This is a genomic window from Breoghania sp. L-A4 (assembly GCF_003432385.1).
Lineage (GTDB): Bacteria > Pseudomonadota > Alphaproteobacteria > Rhizobiales > Stappiaceae > Breoghania.
In genome coordinates, this window is sequence record NZ_CP031841.1 from 1,989,910 (window position 1) to 2,005,991 (window position 16,082).

The window sequence follows — 16,082 nt, forward strand, 5'->3', positions numbered from 1 at the left end:
TCGCCGGAGTGAAGCGAAAGCGCCAGCGCAAGCTGGCGTTTTTTTCTTGTCACGCGTGTTTTCCGAGGAACCTTCTGCTCGCGGACGCGTTGTGTGACTGAATGAACAAGGAGCACTGACATGGCTACTGCAAAAGCAACCGCTGCCAACGATGCCGGCGACAACATTGAAGTCGTGAGCGCTGACGATATCGAGAGAAACGTCGAGCGCGTGCGCGGCGACATCGCGGCGCTGGCCCAGTCGATTTCCAAATACGGCGCGGGCAAGGGCGGCGAGTACAAGGCGCGCGCCGGCCAGGCCGGCAAGGACATCGCCAAGATGTCCCAGGAGACGCTCGACAGCCTGACCAAGGAGCTGGCCGGACTTGAGAAGACCATGGCCAGCCAAGTGCGTCAGAAGCCGCTTCAGTCGCTCGGCATTGCCGCCGGCGTCGGTTTCCTGATCGCCATGCTGCTTCGGCGCTAGGCGATGTTGCGGCTGCTCCCGCTCGCGGCATCCTTCGCCTCCAGGGATATCGGCGCGATGATTGCCAGGGCACGGCGCAATGCCATCTGCCTTGTCTTCGTGTCGATCCTGGCGATCGCCGCCTATGCCTCGGCGCTGTTGGGCGCCGGGCTGGCGCTTGCGCAATCGATGGGCGCCGTTCAGGCGGCCTTCGTGATCGCCGGCGGCCAGATCGTGGTGGCGCTGATCATCGTGTCCGCCGTTTGGGCGGTCAACACGCTGGAGAGACGGCGCGAACGTGAGCGCAACGCCACACGCGCCATGGCGGCCGCCGCATCGATGGCGCTGCTGCCACGCTTGTTGAAATCCAAGGCGCTGGTCCCGATCGCCATTGCCGCCGGTCTTGCCTTCCTGGCGGCGCGCGCCGCCAGCGGCTCCGAAGACTGAATGCATCCGCGCCTGCGGGGCCGGCTGGTCCTGGAAGCGCGCGGATCCGCTGACTGAACGACTGCTAACAGGAGTAATTATCATGGCAACTGTTTCCGCTGCCCTCAAGCCGAAATCGCATGACGAAACGATCGATATCGGCCTCAATGACACCTATTGCGCCAAGATGTCTGAAACCCTGTCGGGCATTCTGGCGGCCACGTACCGGCTGACCATCAAGAGCCACATCTACCACTGGAACGTGGTCGGTCCGCTCTTCAAGCCGCTGCATGAGCTCACCGAGGAGCACTACAACACGCTCTTTGCAGCCACCGACACCATCGCCGAGCGAATCCGCGCATTGGGCCACCTCGCCCCGCGACCCTGGGTGACGCCGCGCAGTTCGCGCCCAAGGCGTCCGAGGTCAAGCACCTCACGGCGATCGACATGGTCAACGACCTGATCGCCGAGCACGAAGACAGCGTCAAGGTGATGCGCAAGGCGGGTAAAACGGCGGGCGATGCCGGTGATCTGGTCACCGAGGACATGCTCACCGCGCGTCTGACGTTTCACGAAAAGGCGCTGTGGATGCTGCGGGCGATTTCGTCCAACTGATGCGTGCGCCGGGCCGCGATCGCCGGCCGGCGCGACTGTATCCCGAAAGCATCAAGCAAACGGCCGGTCTCTTCAGAGGCCGGCCGCTTTTGTATTGCGAAGCGAGGATACGTTGAGGGCGCGCGCAGCGTGTCCGGAACGGTCCCGTCGTGGTGTCAGCCGCCGAACTGAGCGCTGCGGACGCCCGACATCTCCGTGCCCGAGCCGTAGCCATCCTCCTCGGTCAGTTCCAGCAATTCGCGCAGCTGCGCCCGCGCCCGGCTCACCCGGCTCTTCACGGTGCCCGTGGCACAGCCGCAGATGACGGCCGCCTCCTCATAGGAGAACCCGGAGGCGCCGACGAGGACGATGGCTTCGCGATGATCGTCGGGAAGGGTGTCGAGCGCTTTCCTGAAATCGAGAAGATCCAGCGAGCCGTATTGCTCGGGAGGCACCGCGAGGCTGTCGGTAAACAGGCCGTCGCTGTCCTGCACCTCTCGGCCGCTCTTGCGCATATGGGAATAGAATTCGTTGCGCAGGATCGTGAACAGCCAGGCCTTCATGTTGGTCCCTGCCTGAAAACTCTCCTGCTTGGCCCACGCCTTCATGATGGCGTTCTGGACGAGGTCGTCGGCCCTGTCATGCCGGCGGCACAGCGAAACCGCGAAGGCGCGCAATTTGGGGAGCTCCGCAAGGAGCGCGCGCTTGAACCCCGGTTCGCGGTCGTCCGAGCCGCTCATGAGTCGTCCGCGGGCTTGGCGGCCTTTTCTGCCTGATCGAGTTTTTCCAGAAGATCGAGAAACCGGTCCGGAATGCCTTCGTCCTGCACGGAGTCATAGAATGCACGCAATTTTTGCGTGATCTGTGAATGCGAATCGAGCGGCGCAAGCGCGCCCGTATGGCGTTCCTGGTCCGCGCGTTGCCCAGATTGGGGAGATTTTTTTGTGCCGTTCATAGAAGCAGGTCACCCTGTTGCGGTCGGATTGGACTATAGTCCAAACATCAAAAAATATTCAAACCGATGGAACTTTTTCCGTCGTTCAGCGTTTGCCTGTCATTGATGCCTGTTCTGGCAAACCGGGAGCTACACATGTCACTATCTATTCGCGTCGCGTCACATCTTCCGTATTTGCGGCGCTACGCCAGAGCGGTCACCGGTTCGCAAAAGTCGGGCGACGCCTATGTCGCCGCTGTTCTCGAAGCCTTGATCGCTGACGTCTCGAGCTTCCCCGAAGGCTCGAATGACCGGGTTTCACTCTACAAACTCTTCGCGACCATCTTCGGTTCCACGGACATCGAAATTCCCTCCGAGGAGTCTCCCTTTGCCTGGGAACAGCGCGCCAGCGCGAATTTGTCGATCATCCCCTCCGTCGCCCGCCAGGCCTTCCTGCTGGCCTCTGTCGAGGGCTTTTCGCCTGCGGAAATCGCCCAGGTGCTCAGTGTGGATGTCGAGGGTGTCGGCGATCTGCTTCGTGATGCCAGCCAGAGCATCTCCGCGCAGGTGGCGACCGAGATCATGATCATCGAGGACGAGCCTCTGATCGCGATGGATATCGAGCATATCGTTGAGGATCTTGGGCACACGGTCACCGGCATCGCGCGCACCCGCACCGAAGCGGTGGAACTGTTCAACCGCCGCCGTCCGGGCCTCGTGCTGGCCGACATTCAGCTCGCCGATGGCAGCTCGGGCATCGATGCGGTGAACGACATTCTCAAGACCGACAGCATGCCGGTGATCTTCATCACCGCGTTCCCCGAGCGTCTGTTGACCGGCGAGCGGCCGGAACCGACGTTCCTCGTCACGAAGCCCTTCAACCCGGAGATGGTCAAGGCGCTGATCAGTCAGGCGTTGTTCTTCGACCAGAGTGTGGAGGCCGTCGCCTGATCGCGGAGACGGTCTGGCCGGGGTAAGCAGCGCACGGCTTCCAGAGCAAATCCAGGATAAGTGGATACCGGTTATCCGTCCGGATTTGCGCCAAAACAAGGACTTGGAGCAAAGATCCGATTCTGCAAGAAGCGGATCTGTTCTAGTGCCGGCTCACTGAAACAGAAAAGGCCGGTCGCGCCTTGAGGGCGCGGCCGGCCTTTTTGCCGAGATCAGATGCGGGTGAGGGCTGTCAGGAAGTACGGGGCGGACGGTCTGCGGTGTTTGCGAGGCGCGCCGCCGGAGCGGGCCGCGGGCGGGACCCGAAGGCCCCGCCGGCGGCTGGTTCACAAAGCAGATCAGTTGTTGGATGACAGCCAGCTGTCGATCTCGCGTTCGGCGTCTTCCTGCGCCTTGCCATAGCGCTCCTGCAGCTTGCCGGCGAGTTCCTTGCGGTTGCCCGCGATCACATCCAGATCGTCGCCGGTGAGCTTGCCCCACTGCGCCTGGATTTTGCCTTTGGCCTGTTCCCAGTTGCCTTCAACTTGATTCCAGTTCATGAGAATCTCCTTGGTCCTAAGAAACGCCCCATCGGCGTGTCTCGTGATAAGAACGCCCTGACCCAGCGAAAGTTCCCTATGCTTTGCAAAGGAATGACACGCGCGGGATTTCGGCCGTCACGGCGCGGGAAACCCGACTAATCATGTTTGTTGAAGGTTTATCGTGGTGCTTCACCGCAAGGAAACTGGGGTTGTGAACCGCATTCTGCCGGCGATTGTGTTTGTCGTGGTTTTGGCCATCGGCATCGGCATGACGCTGATGGTCTATCGCGCCGAGGAAGCGGCGAATCGCGCCCGCTTTGAGATCGTCGCGGGCGAATCCGCCGATCGCATTCGCGACCAAGTGCGCCAGCATGTCGCGCTCGTATCCGCGACGGGCGCCTTCATGAATGCGCATCCGGGTGTGGTGACGCGGCCTGCGTTTGACACGTTTGTCGGTGGCATCGGCCGGGCGGGCGACTTCGATGGACTGCGCGGCATCGGTTACGCACGTCTCATCAATACCGGCGACGAGGCTCTCGCCGAAGCGGATCTCGCTGACAGTTACGATCTGCAGCGGCGGGTGTGGCCCGAGACCACCGATCAGGCATGGCGCACGCCGATCGTTCTGTTGTCGCCGGACGACATGCGCAATCATGTGGCGCTGGGGTTTGACATGTTCTCCGAGGCCACGCGTCGCGCCGCCATGCAGGCGGCGCTCGACAGCGGCGAGATGCGCGTTTCCGCTCCCGTCGAGCTGGTGCAGGAAATCACCGAGGACAAACAGGCGGGCTTTCTCGTCTATATCCCCTACACGGACATTCCCGCGAACGTTCTGGCGTCCGCCCGGACGCCGGTGCCGGTCGCCGGTTTCGTCTACGCGCCGTTTCGCGCCGGGGATCTCCACATTGCCGCGCTCAGCCGCACGGCGGAGATGCCCGTTGTCGTTGAAACCTTTGATACGACGGACGGCGGCAAGACGCTTCTCTACCGCTCCAGCGATTTCGCGCAGCAAAGCGCCCGGAGCGCCTACGGCGTTGATCGCTCCTTTGAGATCGGCGGCCGGCAATGGACCGTCACCATTCGCGAGACGGCCCAGTTCGGCGGTGCAAACGAATGGCTGAATACCTTCGTTCTCGGCGCCATATCATTGTTGCTTGCGGCCGCCCTTGCGACGTCGACCTGGTTCCAGTCCAAGCCGTCTCCGCCGCCGAAGAGCTGCATGAGGTTTATGAGAAATCGGTGCAGGAGAAGGACCTGATGCTTCAGGAAATGAAGCATCGCATCAAGAACTCCATCGCCCGGGTGTTGGCCATCGCCCGGCAGACGGTCTCGAGTTCCGACGGACTGGAGGATTTTTCCACGTCGTTTTCCGCGCGGCTGAATGCGATGGCCAACGCGCAGGACATGCTGACGCGGTCTCACTGGCAGCGCGCGGATTTGCACGAGCTTCTCAGCCGTGAGCTCGAGCAGGTCTTCGGCCGCCGGATCGGACCGGACAAGGCCAAGGGGCCGGGTATCTCGCTCGACGAGCGCACGACGCAGGCGCTCGGCCTGACGTTCCACGAGTTGGCCACAAACGCGCTGAAATACGGCGGGATCACCGAGGAGAACGGTGATTTGAACATCCGTTGGGTGGTTGAATCGGCCGGGAACTCCGAGAACCTGATTCTCGACTGGGTGGAAACCTCCGCAACTCCGGTCAGCGATCCGGGCGATCGCAGTTTCGGGTCACGCCTGATCGACGCCAATATCCGCGGTGAACTGAGTGGTGTGATCGAGAGGGATTTCCGTGAAGCCGGCCTCGTCGTGCGCATGACAATCCCGATCCGCACCGGCGCGATCACCACGGGCAAGGGCCGCAAGGGCAAGCCCGGCATGCGCAAGAGGCGCAACAAGAAGGTGGCCGCCGCGGACACCGACTCGGCCCAAGGCGCCTGAGCGCAGGCCGGCCGCCGCGGCGCGCGCCCCGTTGACATCGTTCCAAGCCTCGTCGCGCCTGGGTGGAACCAATGCCCGTCTTGCGCGTTTTATCTCCGAAACAAGGGGTTCCGAATGACGAAAACAGACGTGCGTCGCGTCTCGGGCCGGGGGTGGCGGAGCCGAATCTGGGCATCATCATTGCCGCGGCATCGCGGTTGTCGATGGTGCTTCTCGGCGTGGTGGCGTTTGTCGCCGCGTTGGAATATGCGCAGGTCGTTCTCGCGCCTGTCTTTCTGTCCGTTGTCATCGGCCTGATGTTCGGCCCCGTGGCCGACCGTATCGAGCGCGTGGGCATTCCGCCCTGGATATCAGGCATCGCGGTCGTTCTCATGTTTGTGGCCCTGATCGGCATCGCCATCACCGGCTTTGCCGTGCCGCTGTCGGATTGGCTCGAAAAGCTGCCCGCGATCTGGGCCCGGCTGCAGTCTGAACTCACCAGCTGGCGCGGCGCCATCGCGTCCGTTGCCGGGCTGCAGGAGCAGTTGCGCGCGGCCATGGGGCAACCCGGCGGCATGCGCGTCAACGTCGAGGACAACTCGGCGGTGGAGAGCGTCGTGTTCTTCGCGCCGGCCTTGATGGCGCAAATCGTGCTGTTTCTCGCAAGTCTCTATTTCTTCATCGCCACGCGGGTGCGCATTCGCGCCGCCGTCCTCGCGTGGTGTTTCGGCCGCCATCTGCGGTGGCGGATCGCGCGCATCTTCCGGGATGTGGAGGCCATGGTCTCCGGTTATCTGCTGTCGATCACCGGTGTGAACCTCGTGCTTGCCGTCGCCGTCGCCGGGGTCTTTTACGCTCTCGGCATACCGTCGCCGCTGTTGTGGGGCATGCTGGCGGGCGTGCTCAATTACGTCATCTACATCGGCCCCGCCATCATGCTCCTGATCCTCACCGGCGTTGGTCTCGCCACGGCCGACAATCCGCTGGGCATCATGACGCCGCCGCTCGCCTATCTGGCGTTGAACCTGATGGAAGCGCAATTCGTCACGCCGCATGTCATCGGGCGCACCGCGGCGCTCAATCCCTTTGCCGTGTTCCTGTCGCTGGCCTTCTGGATCTGGTTGTGGGGACCCGTCGGCGGCTTCATCGCCGTTCCGTCTCTGCTTGTGGTCAACGCCATCCTCAGCAACTCCCTGCCGCCCGCCGTTTCGCGGGCGCGCGCGGCGCGCGTACGGCCGGCATCCGCCGCGTTCTGAACCGGCGGCCGCGCCAGGGACGCGGGCGCGTTTGGTTTCGATCGTGCGTGCGGTCCCTCCGCGTGCTCGAATGTGCTCTATTGATGCTGTGAGGGCGCCGTCCGCCGGCGGCACCCGGGTCTTCGTTTGGGAAATTCGTATCGATGCTGATGTTCGTCCGCGTGATCACCGCCCGGCTTGCCCGGAGCTTCATGCTGGTGCCCGCCCTGATCGGCCTCACCGGCATTCTGTCGGCGGTGGCCGTGGTGCATGTCGGCGACGGGCTGCGCGACTGGGTGGAACTGGTGTTCCCGACGCCGGCCCTGCCGACGGTGCGCACCGTGCTGGCGACCATCGCGGGCGCGGCGCTGACGGTGCTGAGCCTTGTCTACTCCCTGACGCTGGTGGTCTTCACGCTGGCGGCGGGCAACATCGGTCCGCGGCTGTTGACCCGTTTCACCGAGGACAACGTGATTCAGGTGACGGCCGGGGCGCTGGCGGCAACCTTCTTTTATTCGATCCTCCTGCTGCAACGATCCGACACGAATATCGACCACGCTTTGTCCACCGGTGGAGCCGTGATCTGGTCGGTGCTGTCGATCTGCCTGGTCATCGTGTTCATCCACAACGTGGCCACGCGCATCACCATCGACGAGGAAATCGCCCGCATCGGCCGCAGCCTGTCCGGGCACATCGAGATGCTGATCAAGGACTCCGAGGAGGAAGAGCCGGCCGGAAGCCCTGATCGGCTCGATGATATCCGTCCGGACGCCGAGACCACGGACGTGGCGAGCGGGTGCAATGGCTATGTCGATGCCGTCGATGTCGAGCGGCTGCGCAAGGTGGCTGCAAAACATGATCTGTTTATCGAGGTGATTGCGACCCCGGGGCAATTCGTGGTTCGGGGCAGCCCGCTGCTGAGCTATTCCGGCACCCTGGATGAGGACGGGCGCAAGGCGCTGAAAACGGCGTTCATGATCGCGCACAACCGGACACCGGAAGCCGATCTCGATTTCTCCATTCTGCTGATGGTGGAAATCGCCCAGCGGGCGCTGTCGCCGGGGCTGAACGACGGTTTTACCGCGATCGCCGTGATCGACCATCTTTCCGGGGCGTTTTCGAAAATTCTCACGCGGCCGGAGCCCTCGTCGGTCTATCGCGACAAGGAGGGGAAAGCGCGGGTCTGGTGCGAGCTGGTGTCCGTCGAGCGGCTGTTGGGCACTGCGTTTCACCCGTTGCGCCGTGACGGGATGAGCAATCTGACCGTCGTCCTGCGGCTTCTGGCGGCCATCGAGCGGCTCGGCATCGTCGCGCGTCCCGGCTACCGCGATTTCCTGGCGCACCATGTGGAGCTGATCGTTGAGGACGCCAATGCGTTCGATTTCAATGACGACGATCGCGCGGAACTGGGCCGCGCATGCGATCGGGTATGGAAGGTCCTGGACAAGCGCGGCTGAGACCGTCACGCGGACCTGCATCCGCGTTCCGGCGCGAGGTCATGAAAAAGCCGCCGGCGATGTGTCGCGGGCGGCTTTGGCGCATATCGGTTGCTGTGTTCGGAGCAAGTGCCGGCGGCAGCTTACAGCCGTCCGACGACGATGTCCTTCTCGGCGGGCCAGCCGGTGCACGACGTCAGCTGCCCGGCCTCGACACAACGGACGCGCAGCGTCTCGCGTGTGTCCGAGACCTCGGCGCGGTCTTGCTTGGCGCTGCGGTTGGTGATCGTGGCGTCCCGGGTCAGGGACTGCTCATTGGGCGCGGCGATCAGCGACGCGGTCGCTGCGAGCGACATCGCGATGGCGAGAACCAAGGTCAGGGCGCAAAGATGCATGATGGGCATTTTCATATCACTACCTCCGCTTCAACAACGGGTGGCGCATGATTTGGTTGCATTAAAAATTCAAAAACGAAATCTTCATGACGATTTCGCGCCTGGCCAGGCGTTGTTTCCCGGGAGAGGCACCGCAAGAGGGGCCGCAGCGCCTGTTCGGGCGCCGGTTCAGACGCCGGCAGGCACCATCACATCCAGATAGCCGCGCAGGATTGTCACTTTGGCCGGCAGCGCGACCTTGACCAGTTCCCCGTCGACGGAGGCCGTGATCCTCGAGCGCTTGCGGCCCATGGCGGTCAGCGTCAGCCGCTCGGACAGGCAGGCCTCAATATCGGGGTTCTCGTCCAGCCGCCCGAGCATGGCGTCCGCGCCCAGCCGCACGAGCGCCGGCGGGTCGAAACTGTGGCAGACGTAGACCCCGAGCTTACCTGTCGTGATTTCATCGGGATAGGGCATGTGCCCCGGGCCGAAGGGATTGTTCGACACGACGATGGCCGAGGAGGGCCGGGCTCGCTCTTCGTCATCGAGCTGGAGCGCAAGCTCCAGGCGTGAGGGCGCGCGCACCGTAAGCCAGAAGGCCTTCATGCCCGCGAATATCTTTCCCGCGCGCGAGCGGTGGGTCATCGTCTCGCGCTGACGCAACAGCCTCGGGTGCAGGCCGAAGGACACATGGTGCAGATACATCCGGCCGTTGACCGAACCGACGTCGATCTTCTGGGCGCGTCCTTCCGCCAGCGCCGCGGCCGCGGCCTCAACGTCTGTTGGCAGGCCGAGCGCCCGGGCAAACAGATTCATGGTGCCGAGCGGCAGGAAGCCGAGCGTTGCGGCGTTCTCCGCCAGATCGGCAGCGCAGCGCGACAGGGTTCCGTCGCCGCCGCACAGCACGACCAAATCGAACGGCTCTTCATCCGGGTCATTGAGACGCTTCGTTTCTTCGCCCAACGCCTTCGGCGCCCGGGCCCTGACCTCCACACGATCGCCGCGCGCCTCAAAGGGTGCCGCGATCAGCCGCCCGAGTTCCTCGGAATCCTGCGTGCGCGCCGTGCCGGCCTTCTCGTTCAAGAGAATGCAGACCTTGCGGCCCGTCGCGGCAGGATCGGCGGCGTCGCGGGCGAACGTGTCGGTGGTCATGGTGAGGATCCCGGAGCGGTGACGAATGATGCCATAGCATAATCGCCAGGGCGCCGGTTGGTTCCATCAGTCAGAGACACAGACACAGACACAGACACAGTCACAGTCACAGTCACCGCGCGCCCACGCTAAGGAAGCGAAGGCCCGTCATTCTTCGCGCGCGGCGGCCGACGATGTCCTCGACGAACGCGCGCGGTTCCGCGTTTGCCCTGCGCGGCTTCCCAAAGGGAAGGCAAAATGTCGCGCCGTACCCGGGCAATCGTTCGGCGCCATGCCGAGTCACCCGTTCGGGCATGCTCGGGTTTTGCGGGCGGGGGAGTCCGGGGAGCCGGTCGACTTCCCGCGAATTCCGGAATGGGACGGCAGCGTCTTTTGGGAGGAAGGAGGCCTCATGCATCCGATGGAGCCCACCGGGTGCACGAGGCCTTGAGAAAGAGAACCGGTTCATGCGAACACGCCGGCTTTTGTAATCGCGGTGACGGGTCGATGGGGTCCGCGAAACTCTTCGAGGGCATCTGCGCGCGGGGTCGGTGGAGCCGCCATGAGACCGGGACTTGGAGGGTCCGGAGTCTCCGCGGCGGGGTACCTTTCCCGACGAGGCCTGTCGAAAGCGTAACAAGACCCGTGCCAATCGCTATGTGTGATATGAAAAACGGCTAAGTTTCAATGGATTGGCCCCGTTGGCCTGTGATGCGGGAAAAAACTGGCGATTGAAACCCTTGGCAAAATTCCCGAATTGAAAATTTTGACAGGTATCTTTCGCAATTTGCAAAGGGCGATGCTCATTTTGCGAAACAATAATGCGTATCGACGGCCGTGCCTGCGGCGCCGGAGCCAGGGGGCAAAGCGTTCTCCGGGCAAAGGGAACCGGTGTGCGGGGGTGGGTTTTTTAGCTCACGAGCGCCGACGAAGAGCGTCGCGGATATGGCCGGGACGCGACCCGGTGAAGCTCGGCACAGTTCCTCCCGCTCCGGGTTGCCCGAAACGTGGCCGCCACCGCATCGCCGTCCTCGGCGGTGATCCGCCATCGTGAGGACCGGTCCGGTTTGGACCGGCAGAATTGGTTCTATGTGATAAAAGCCGATCTGGGATTGCTCCTGGGCGAAGTGGTTTCGCGCTCGCCGGCGGCATCTCGCGGAGGTGTCAGGGCGACACGCGAAAGGGGCATGCATGCGCACGGCTGACGGACCTGTCGAATACCGTCCGGGGCGGGCGCGCACGCGGCGCGGTGTCATCATCCCGCTCGTGCTGGCGGCGGCCGCGATGGCAATCATCCTGGGCGTTCTTGCAGGGGGCGTGGACGGCGCGCTTGCCCAGGACGCATCGGTCATTGCCGACGGACAACCGGCCGGATCCGGCTCGCCTGAGCACCGCTACGAGGACTTCCGCGCCACGGCCCTGATGGCGTTTGTCGGCCTTGTGGCGCTGGTGATCGTCAAGACCCTGATCATTGTGGTGCTGGCGTTGCGGCACCGTCGCGTTCTGCATGATTTCAAGCGGCTCGCGGCGATGGAAAGCGCCCGTGGCGCCGAAATCGCGGAGGCGCACAGACAGACGAGCGAGCGCGAGGCGGAATTGCGCGCCGTGCTCGACAATATGATCAATGGCGTGCTGACGATCGACGCGCGCGGTTGCGTGCTGTCGTGCAATCCGGCCGCCGAGCGCCTGCTGGGCTATGCGGCGGCGGATCTGATGCGGTTGGACATCCGGGCGCTGTTTTGCGACAGCGATGGCGAGAGCCTCTCTGACTTCATCGCCGATGAAAGCGGCGGGCGGCCCGATACGCGGCATGGCGAGTTCACCGGCATCACCAGTTGCGGCCGCACCGTGCCGCTGGATGTGTCGCTCTCGCGGATGTACCTGGCCGGCCGGCGGCAATTTGTCCTCATTCTGCGCGATCTTTCCGCCCGCAAGTCGGCGCTCGCCCGCATCGATGAGGTCGAGAACCGGCTGATCAACGCCATCAACGCCCTGCCGGACGGCTTCGTCCTCTATGATCAGGACGACCGGATGATCATGTGCAACAACAAGTATCGCGAGATTTACAGCCGCAGCTCCGATTTCATCCTCGTTGGGCGCAAGTTCGAGGACATGCTGCGCGAGGGCGTGCGGCGCGGGCAATATGCGCATGCGAAGCAGGATCCCGAAACGTGGATTCTCGAGCGCCTGCGCCAGCACAGTGAATCAGGGTCGGTCGTCGAGCAGGAGCTTGCCAACGGCCGCTGGCTGCGAATCTTCGAGCAGCCCACGCCGGAAGGCGGCACGGTGGGCTTCCGCGTCGACATCACCGAGCTGAAGCAGCGCGAAATGGCGCTTCGCCAAAGTGAGAACCTGCTGCGCGCCACGGTTTTCGGAGCGTTTGACGGGATTATCGTGGTGAACGATTGCGGTGTCATCGTCTCGTTCAATCCGGCGGCGGAGTCGATTTTCGGCTATTCGGAGCAGGACGCGTGCGGCGCCAATGTTTTCGACCTTTTGCTCGTCGAGCCGTTGCGGTCGCGATACGTACTGGGCCTGGAGAACTACAAGGCCACGGGATACGGCGCGATGCTGAAGCGCCGCACCGAGGTCGAGTGCCGGCGCAAGGATGGCACGATGGTGCTGGTGGAAGCGTCGGTCAATGTATCCGAGGGCGTCGGCGAGCGGCTGTTCATCGCCAATGTGCGCGACATCGCCGAGGAGAAGGCGCGGGCCCTCGCGCTGGAGGATGCGCGCGACAAGGCCGAAGTGGCGAGTCAGGCCAAGGCGAGCTTCCTGGCCATGATGAGCCATGAAATCCGCACGCCGCTCAATGGTGTGCTGGGGCTCCTGGAGCTTCTGGCGGAGACCGCTCTCGACGACAAGCAGATCGCCTATGTGGACACGGCCGGTGAATCCGCGCAGGCGCTGCTCGCGATCATCGATGACGTGCTCGTGTTCTCCAAGATGGAGGCGGGGAAGTTCGATCTGGAGCCCGAGCCGGGCTCCTTGCGCCGGCTGCTCGAAGGTGTCGGGTCGCTCATGGCCCCGCGCGCCGATGCGCGCGGACTGACGCTGAGGATATCCATCGCCGAGGCGACGCCGGACCTTGTCCTGGTCGACATGGGGCGCTTGCGGCAGGTGCTGTTGAACCTCGTGGGCAATGCGTTGAAGTTCACCGAGACGGGGACGGTTTCGATGGAGCTCAGCCGTGTCGGAGCGCGGGACGCGCGCGGCGCCAACGAAGGCGTGCACCGCATCCGCTTCGCGGTGCGCGACACCGGAATTGGCATCCCGGGAGACAAGATCCCGGATCTCTTCGAGGAATTCTCGACGTTGGAAAGGTCCTATTCGCGCCGCTACGAAGGCACGGGACTGGGCTTGGCCATCTGTCGCGAACTCGTCTCGCGCATGGGCGGGCGCATCACGGTGGAGAGCGTGCTGGGCGAGGGCAGCCTGTTCTATTTCGAACTGCCCTTGCGCGAGGCGCCCGCTCCGCCGCCGCGCGCGCAGGCGCGTGTGGTCGATGACGCGGTGCTGTCGCGGGTCAGGGGCGCGCGCATTCTGCTGACGGAGGACAACGCCACCAATCGCATGGTGCTCTCGGAAATGCTCGCCGGCGTTGGCTGCACGGTCCACTGCGCCAACACCGGCCGCGAGGCCGTCGACATGGTGCGCGCGCTGACCTTCGATGCCGTGCTGATGGACATCTCCATGCCGGAAATGGACGGCGAGGAAGCGACGCGCCTGGTGCGCGCCATGGCGGCCCCCGTGGGCGACGTTCCGATCATTGCCCTGACCGCCCATGCGCTTGCCGTGGACCGTGACCGGATTCTCGCCAATGGCATGGACGCCTTCTTGTCCAAGCCGGTCTCCAAGCAGGAGTTGGTGACAACCCTCGCCGCGTTGCTGGAAACCGGCAGACGGCGGAATTCGGCCATGGACCCGTCGGCGGCGAGGGAAACTACAGATGCGCGTTTGCCGCAGGCACAACAAGATGTCCTTGCGCGTCCGGACATGGACTCGGGCGTGATTCGTCGTCAGCGCGACCCGGCCGGCGGCGGGCGGATTGAGGCCGGGACCGGAGCGGTTGAGGCGATCAAGGAGCGTGTCATGGCGGCAAACGCTGGACTGTTTCCTGCAACGGCGGTGGAGCCGGATGTGCTGTCGACGCTGCTCTCCGGCCTGCCCCAGCAAATGCGCGGGCGGGTCCTTGCCCAGTTCGATGCCGACACCCGGGAGCGGCTGGCGCAGCTCTCCGATGCAACAGCGCGTGGCGATCTGGCGTCGATCGGTGCCGCAACCCATGCGCTGACGAGTCTCCTGGGCACATTCGGTGCCATGGAAGCTTCGAAAATGTCAGCGGAAATCGATCATCAGGTGCGGCTGGGTGCGCAAATTGACGAGCTTGACTTGGTGTACGAATTACTGGATCACGCCGAAGCCGCCATCTCTGCCATCACCGGCTATGGAGAGCAGGAATATGGCGCCGCGCCTGTGGTTCCGACCACGACGGGAGATCGTTGATCATGGCATCCGAGCCGGCAGCATCCAAGGCCCGTGTCCTTCTGGTTGAAGACACGCTTTCGCTTGCCACCCTTTACGGCGCGTCGCTGACCCAGGCCGGATTGCCCGTCGACCATGTCGCCACCGGCAAGGAAGCTCTCGAACATCTGGAGACCGGCGCCTATCAGGTCGTTCTGCTCGACCTGCAACTGCCCGATATCAATGGCTTCGAGGTGATGCGCTCCCTGCGCGAGCGCGGCATTGACGTGACCACGGTCGTGGTCACCGGCCAGGGCTCGGTGGTTACCGCCGTGGAGGCCATGCGCCGCGGCGCCTACGATTTCCTCGTCAAGCCTGTGGCTGCCGAACGGATGATCACCACCGTGCGCAACGCTCAGGAACGGGCGATGCTGCAGCGGACGGTGGAGGATCTGTCGCCGGAGATCGGCACCGCCGGCTTCTTCGGTTTCATCGGCCGGTCGATGATCATGCGCTCGGTCTACCGGATGATCGAGAGCGTCTCCAAGTCGCGCGCGACCGTCTTCATCACCGGCGAAAGCGGCACCGGCAAGGAAGTCTGCGCCGACGCCATTCATCGCGGCGGCCCGCGTCGCGACAAGCCGTTCATCGCCATCAACTGCGCCGCCATCCCGCGTGACCTGATCGAATCGGAGGTCTTCGGCCACATCAAGGGCTCGTTCACCGGGGCGATCGCCGACCGCGACGGCGCCGCGGCGCTGGCCGATGGCGGAACGCTTTTCCTGGACGAGATCTGCGAGATGGACACGGCGCTGCAGTCCAAGCTGCTGCGCTTTCTGCAGACGGGCCGCATTCAGCCGGTCGGCAGCTCCGAGCACAAGACGGTGGACGTGCGGGTCATCTGCGCGACCAACCGCGATCCCGCACAGGAAGTCGCCGCCGGGCGCTTTCGCGAGGATCTGTTCTACCGGCTCCATGTTCTGCCAATTCACCTGCCGCCCTTGCGCGAGCGCAGCGGCGACGTGATCGATATCGCCACCCACTTTCTGCACGTCTATGCCCGTGAGGAGCGCAAGGCGTTCATGTCGCTATCCACCGAAGCGCAGGAACTGCTGATGAGCCAGCCGTGGCCGGGCAACGTGCGTGAGCTGCAGAACGTCGTGCGCAACGCGGTTGTGCTTAACGACGGTGAAGTGGTGACGTCAGCCATGCTGTCTTTGAGCGGCCCCAACGGCGATGCGGCCGCCGGCGGCGCGGCGGGCAGAACGGGGTCTCTATGTCGGCCCCTGACGTGTCCGCCAATGTCAACGGCACCGTTCCCACGCCCAATCGTGCGGCCGCCGCGAACGGCGGACCTGCGGTCTCGGTGCCCTTGGGCCTGTCGCTGTCGCAGATGGAACGCGCCGTGATCGAGGCGACGATCGACATGTGCGACGGCAGCCTTCCCAAGGCGGCTCGCATCCTCGAGGTCAGCCCCTCCACCCTGTATCGCAAGCGCGAGATCTGGGACGTGGGAGGCTAGTCTTTCGCTGCGGCCGCGCCGAAGCGGTTTTGTTCGCCGCGGAGCCGGATTTTCTGCCCACGTCATGGTTCAGATGCGAGGCTGGCCGAAAAGCCGGCGTCCTCGTATCCTGAACGCGCCCTGGCCGTCCAAA

The 16,082-nt window shown here is 63.9% G+C and carries 17 protein-coding genes; 12 read left to right on the forward strand and 5 right to left on the reverse strand.

Annotated elements, in window-relative coordinates; translation table 11 throughout:
* Nucleotides 1–120: 120 nt before the first annotated feature.
* The 4 genes from D1F64_RS09255 (at nucleotide 121) to D1F64_RS25060 (ending at nucleotide 1,485) form a co-directional block, all read left to right on the forward strand.
* Complete coding sequence (locus tag D1F64_RS09255) at nucleotides 121–465, forward strand: DUF883 family protein (RefSeq protein ID WP_117412205.1); 345 nt, start codon at nucleotides 121–123, stop codon at nucleotides 463–465.
* Between the two features lie 3 nt (nucleotides 466–468).
* On the forward strand, nucleotides 469–891 hold the full coding sequence (locus D1F64_RS09260; RefSeq protein ID WP_117412206.1) for a hypothetical protein: 423 nt from the start codon (nucleotides 469–471) through the stop codon (nucleotides 889–891).
* Nucleotides 892–973: 82 nt separating this feature from the next.
* Nucleotides 974–1,333, forward strand: a complete 360-nt coding sequence (locus D1F64_RS25055; RefSeq protein WP_256372892.1) for a ferritin-like domain-containing protein — start codon at nucleotides 974–976, stop codon at nucleotides 1,331–1,333.
* Nucleotides 1,318–1,485, forward strand: a complete 168-nt coding sequence (locus D1F64_RS25060; protein WP_256372893.1) for a ferritin-like domain-containing protein — start codon at nucleotides 1,318–1,320, stop codon at nucleotides 1,483–1,485. The genes D1F64_RS25055 and D1F64_RS25060 overlap by 16 nt, the downstream gene beginning before the upstream one ends.
* 155 nt (nucleotides 1,486–1,640) lie before the next feature.
* Here the strand turns inward: D1F64_RS25060 and D1F64_RS09270 are convergent, their stop codons facing one another.
* Complete coding sequence (locus D1F64_RS09270) at nucleotides 1,641–2,204, reverse strand: sigma-70 family RNA polymerase sigma factor (RefSeq protein WP_117412207.1); 564 nt, start codon at nucleotides 2,202–2,204, stop codon at nucleotides 1,641–1,643.
* Complete coding sequence (locus tag D1F64_RS09275) at nucleotides 2,201–2,419, reverse strand: NepR family anti-sigma factor (RefSeq protein WP_117412208.1); 219 nt, start codon at nucleotides 2,417–2,419, stop codon at nucleotides 2,201–2,203. The genes D1F64_RS09270 and D1F64_RS09275 overlap by 4 nt, the downstream gene beginning before the upstream one ends.
* 135 nt (nucleotides 2,420–2,554) lie before the next feature.
* Here D1F64_RS09275 and D1F64_RS09280 point away from each other — a divergent pair, with 135 nt between their 5' ends.
* Nucleotides 2,555–3,349: a response regulator gene (locus D1F64_RS09280; RefSeq protein WP_117412209.1), complete on the forward strand. Its 795-nt coding sequence runs from the start codon at nucleotides 2,555–2,557 to the stop codon at nucleotides 3,347–3,349.
* 338 nt (nucleotides 3,350–3,687) lie between these two features.
* On the opposite strand, the gene D1F64_RS09285 is transcribed toward D1F64_RS09280, so the two are convergent.
* Nucleotides 3,688–3,888, reverse strand: coding sequence for a CsbD family protein (locus D1F64_RS09285; protein WP_117412210.1), 201 nt, complete (start codon nucleotides 3,886–3,888; stop codon nucleotides 3,688–3,690).
* Nucleotides 3,889–4,081: 193 nt separating this feature from the next.
* Here D1F64_RS09285 and D1F64_RS09290 point away from each other — a divergent pair, with 193 nt between their 5' ends.
* From D1F64_RS09290 to D1F64_RS09305, 4 genes are all read left to right on the forward strand, one after another.
* Nucleotides 4,082–5,128 (forward strand): CHASE domain-containing protein, encoded by a 1,047-nt coding sequence (locus D1F64_RS09290; RefSeq protein ID WP_117412211.1) that lies wholly within the window; start codon nucleotides 4,082–4,084, stop codon nucleotides 5,126–5,128.
* Nucleotides 5,110–5,808, forward strand: coding sequence for a sensor histidine kinase (locus D1F64_RS09295; RefSeq protein WP_162901443.1), 699 nt, complete (start codon nucleotides 5,110–5,112; stop codon nucleotides 5,806–5,808). The genes D1F64_RS09290 and D1F64_RS09295 overlap by 19 nt, the downstream gene beginning before the upstream one ends.
* 152 nt (nucleotides 5,809–5,960) lie before the next feature.
* Complete coding sequence (locus tag D1F64_RS09300) at nucleotides 5,961–7,043, forward strand: AI-2E family transporter (protein ID WP_205470709.1); 1,083 nt, start codon at nucleotides 5,961–5,963, stop codon at nucleotides 7,041–7,043.
* Between the two features lie 143 nt (nucleotides 7,044–7,186).
* Nucleotides 7,187–8,479 (forward strand): DUF2254 domain-containing protein, encoded by a 1,293-nt coding sequence (locus tag D1F64_RS09305; protein ID WP_117412212.1) that lies wholly within the window; start codon nucleotides 7,187–7,189, stop codon nucleotides 8,477–8,479.
* Nucleotides 8,480–8,601: 122 nt separating this feature from the next.
* Here the strand turns inward: D1F64_RS09305 and D1F64_RS09310 are convergent, their stop codons facing one another.
* Nucleotides 8,602–8,868, reverse strand: a complete 267-nt coding sequence (locus D1F64_RS09310) for a hypothetical protein (protein WP_117412213.1) — start codon at nucleotides 8,866–8,868, stop codon at nucleotides 8,602–8,604.
* 153 nt (nucleotides 8,869–9,021) lie between these two features.
* Nucleotides 9,022–9,984, reverse strand: coding sequence for a diacylglycerol kinase family protein (locus D1F64_RS09315; protein WP_117412214.1), 963 nt, complete (start codon nucleotides 9,982–9,984; stop codon nucleotides 9,022–9,024).
* A 1,170-nt stretch (nucleotides 9,985–11,154) separates the two neighbouring features.
* Between D1F64_RS09315 and D1F64_RS09320 the strand changes: the two genes are divergently transcribed.
* Genes D1F64_RS09320 through D1F64_RS24470 form a run of 3 tightly spaced genes read left to right on the forward strand, consistent with a single transcriptional unit; the run spans nucleotide 11,155 to nucleotide 15,949 of the window.
* Entirely contained in the window at nucleotides 11,155–14,469 is a 3,315-nt protein-coding gene (locus D1F64_RS09320; protein ID WP_117412215.1) for a PAS domain S-box protein, read from the forward strand.
* Nucleotides 14,470–14,471: 2 nt separating this feature from the next.
* Entirely contained in the window at nucleotides 14,472–15,836 is a 1,365-nt protein-coding gene (locus D1F64_RS09325; RefSeq protein ID WP_117412216.1) for a sigma-54 dependent transcriptional regulator, read from the forward strand.
* The gene (locus D1F64_RS24470; protein WP_248304696.1) at nucleotides 15,833–15,949 is read left to right on the forward strand and encodes a helix-turn-helix domain-containing protein; all 117 of its coding nucleotides are present in this window, start codon (nucleotides 15,833–15,835) and stop codon (nucleotides 15,947–15,949) included. Before D1F64_RS09325 ends, D1F64_RS24470 begins: the two co-directional genes overlap by 4 nt.
* Nucleotides 15,950–16,082 lie beyond the last annotated feature (133 nt).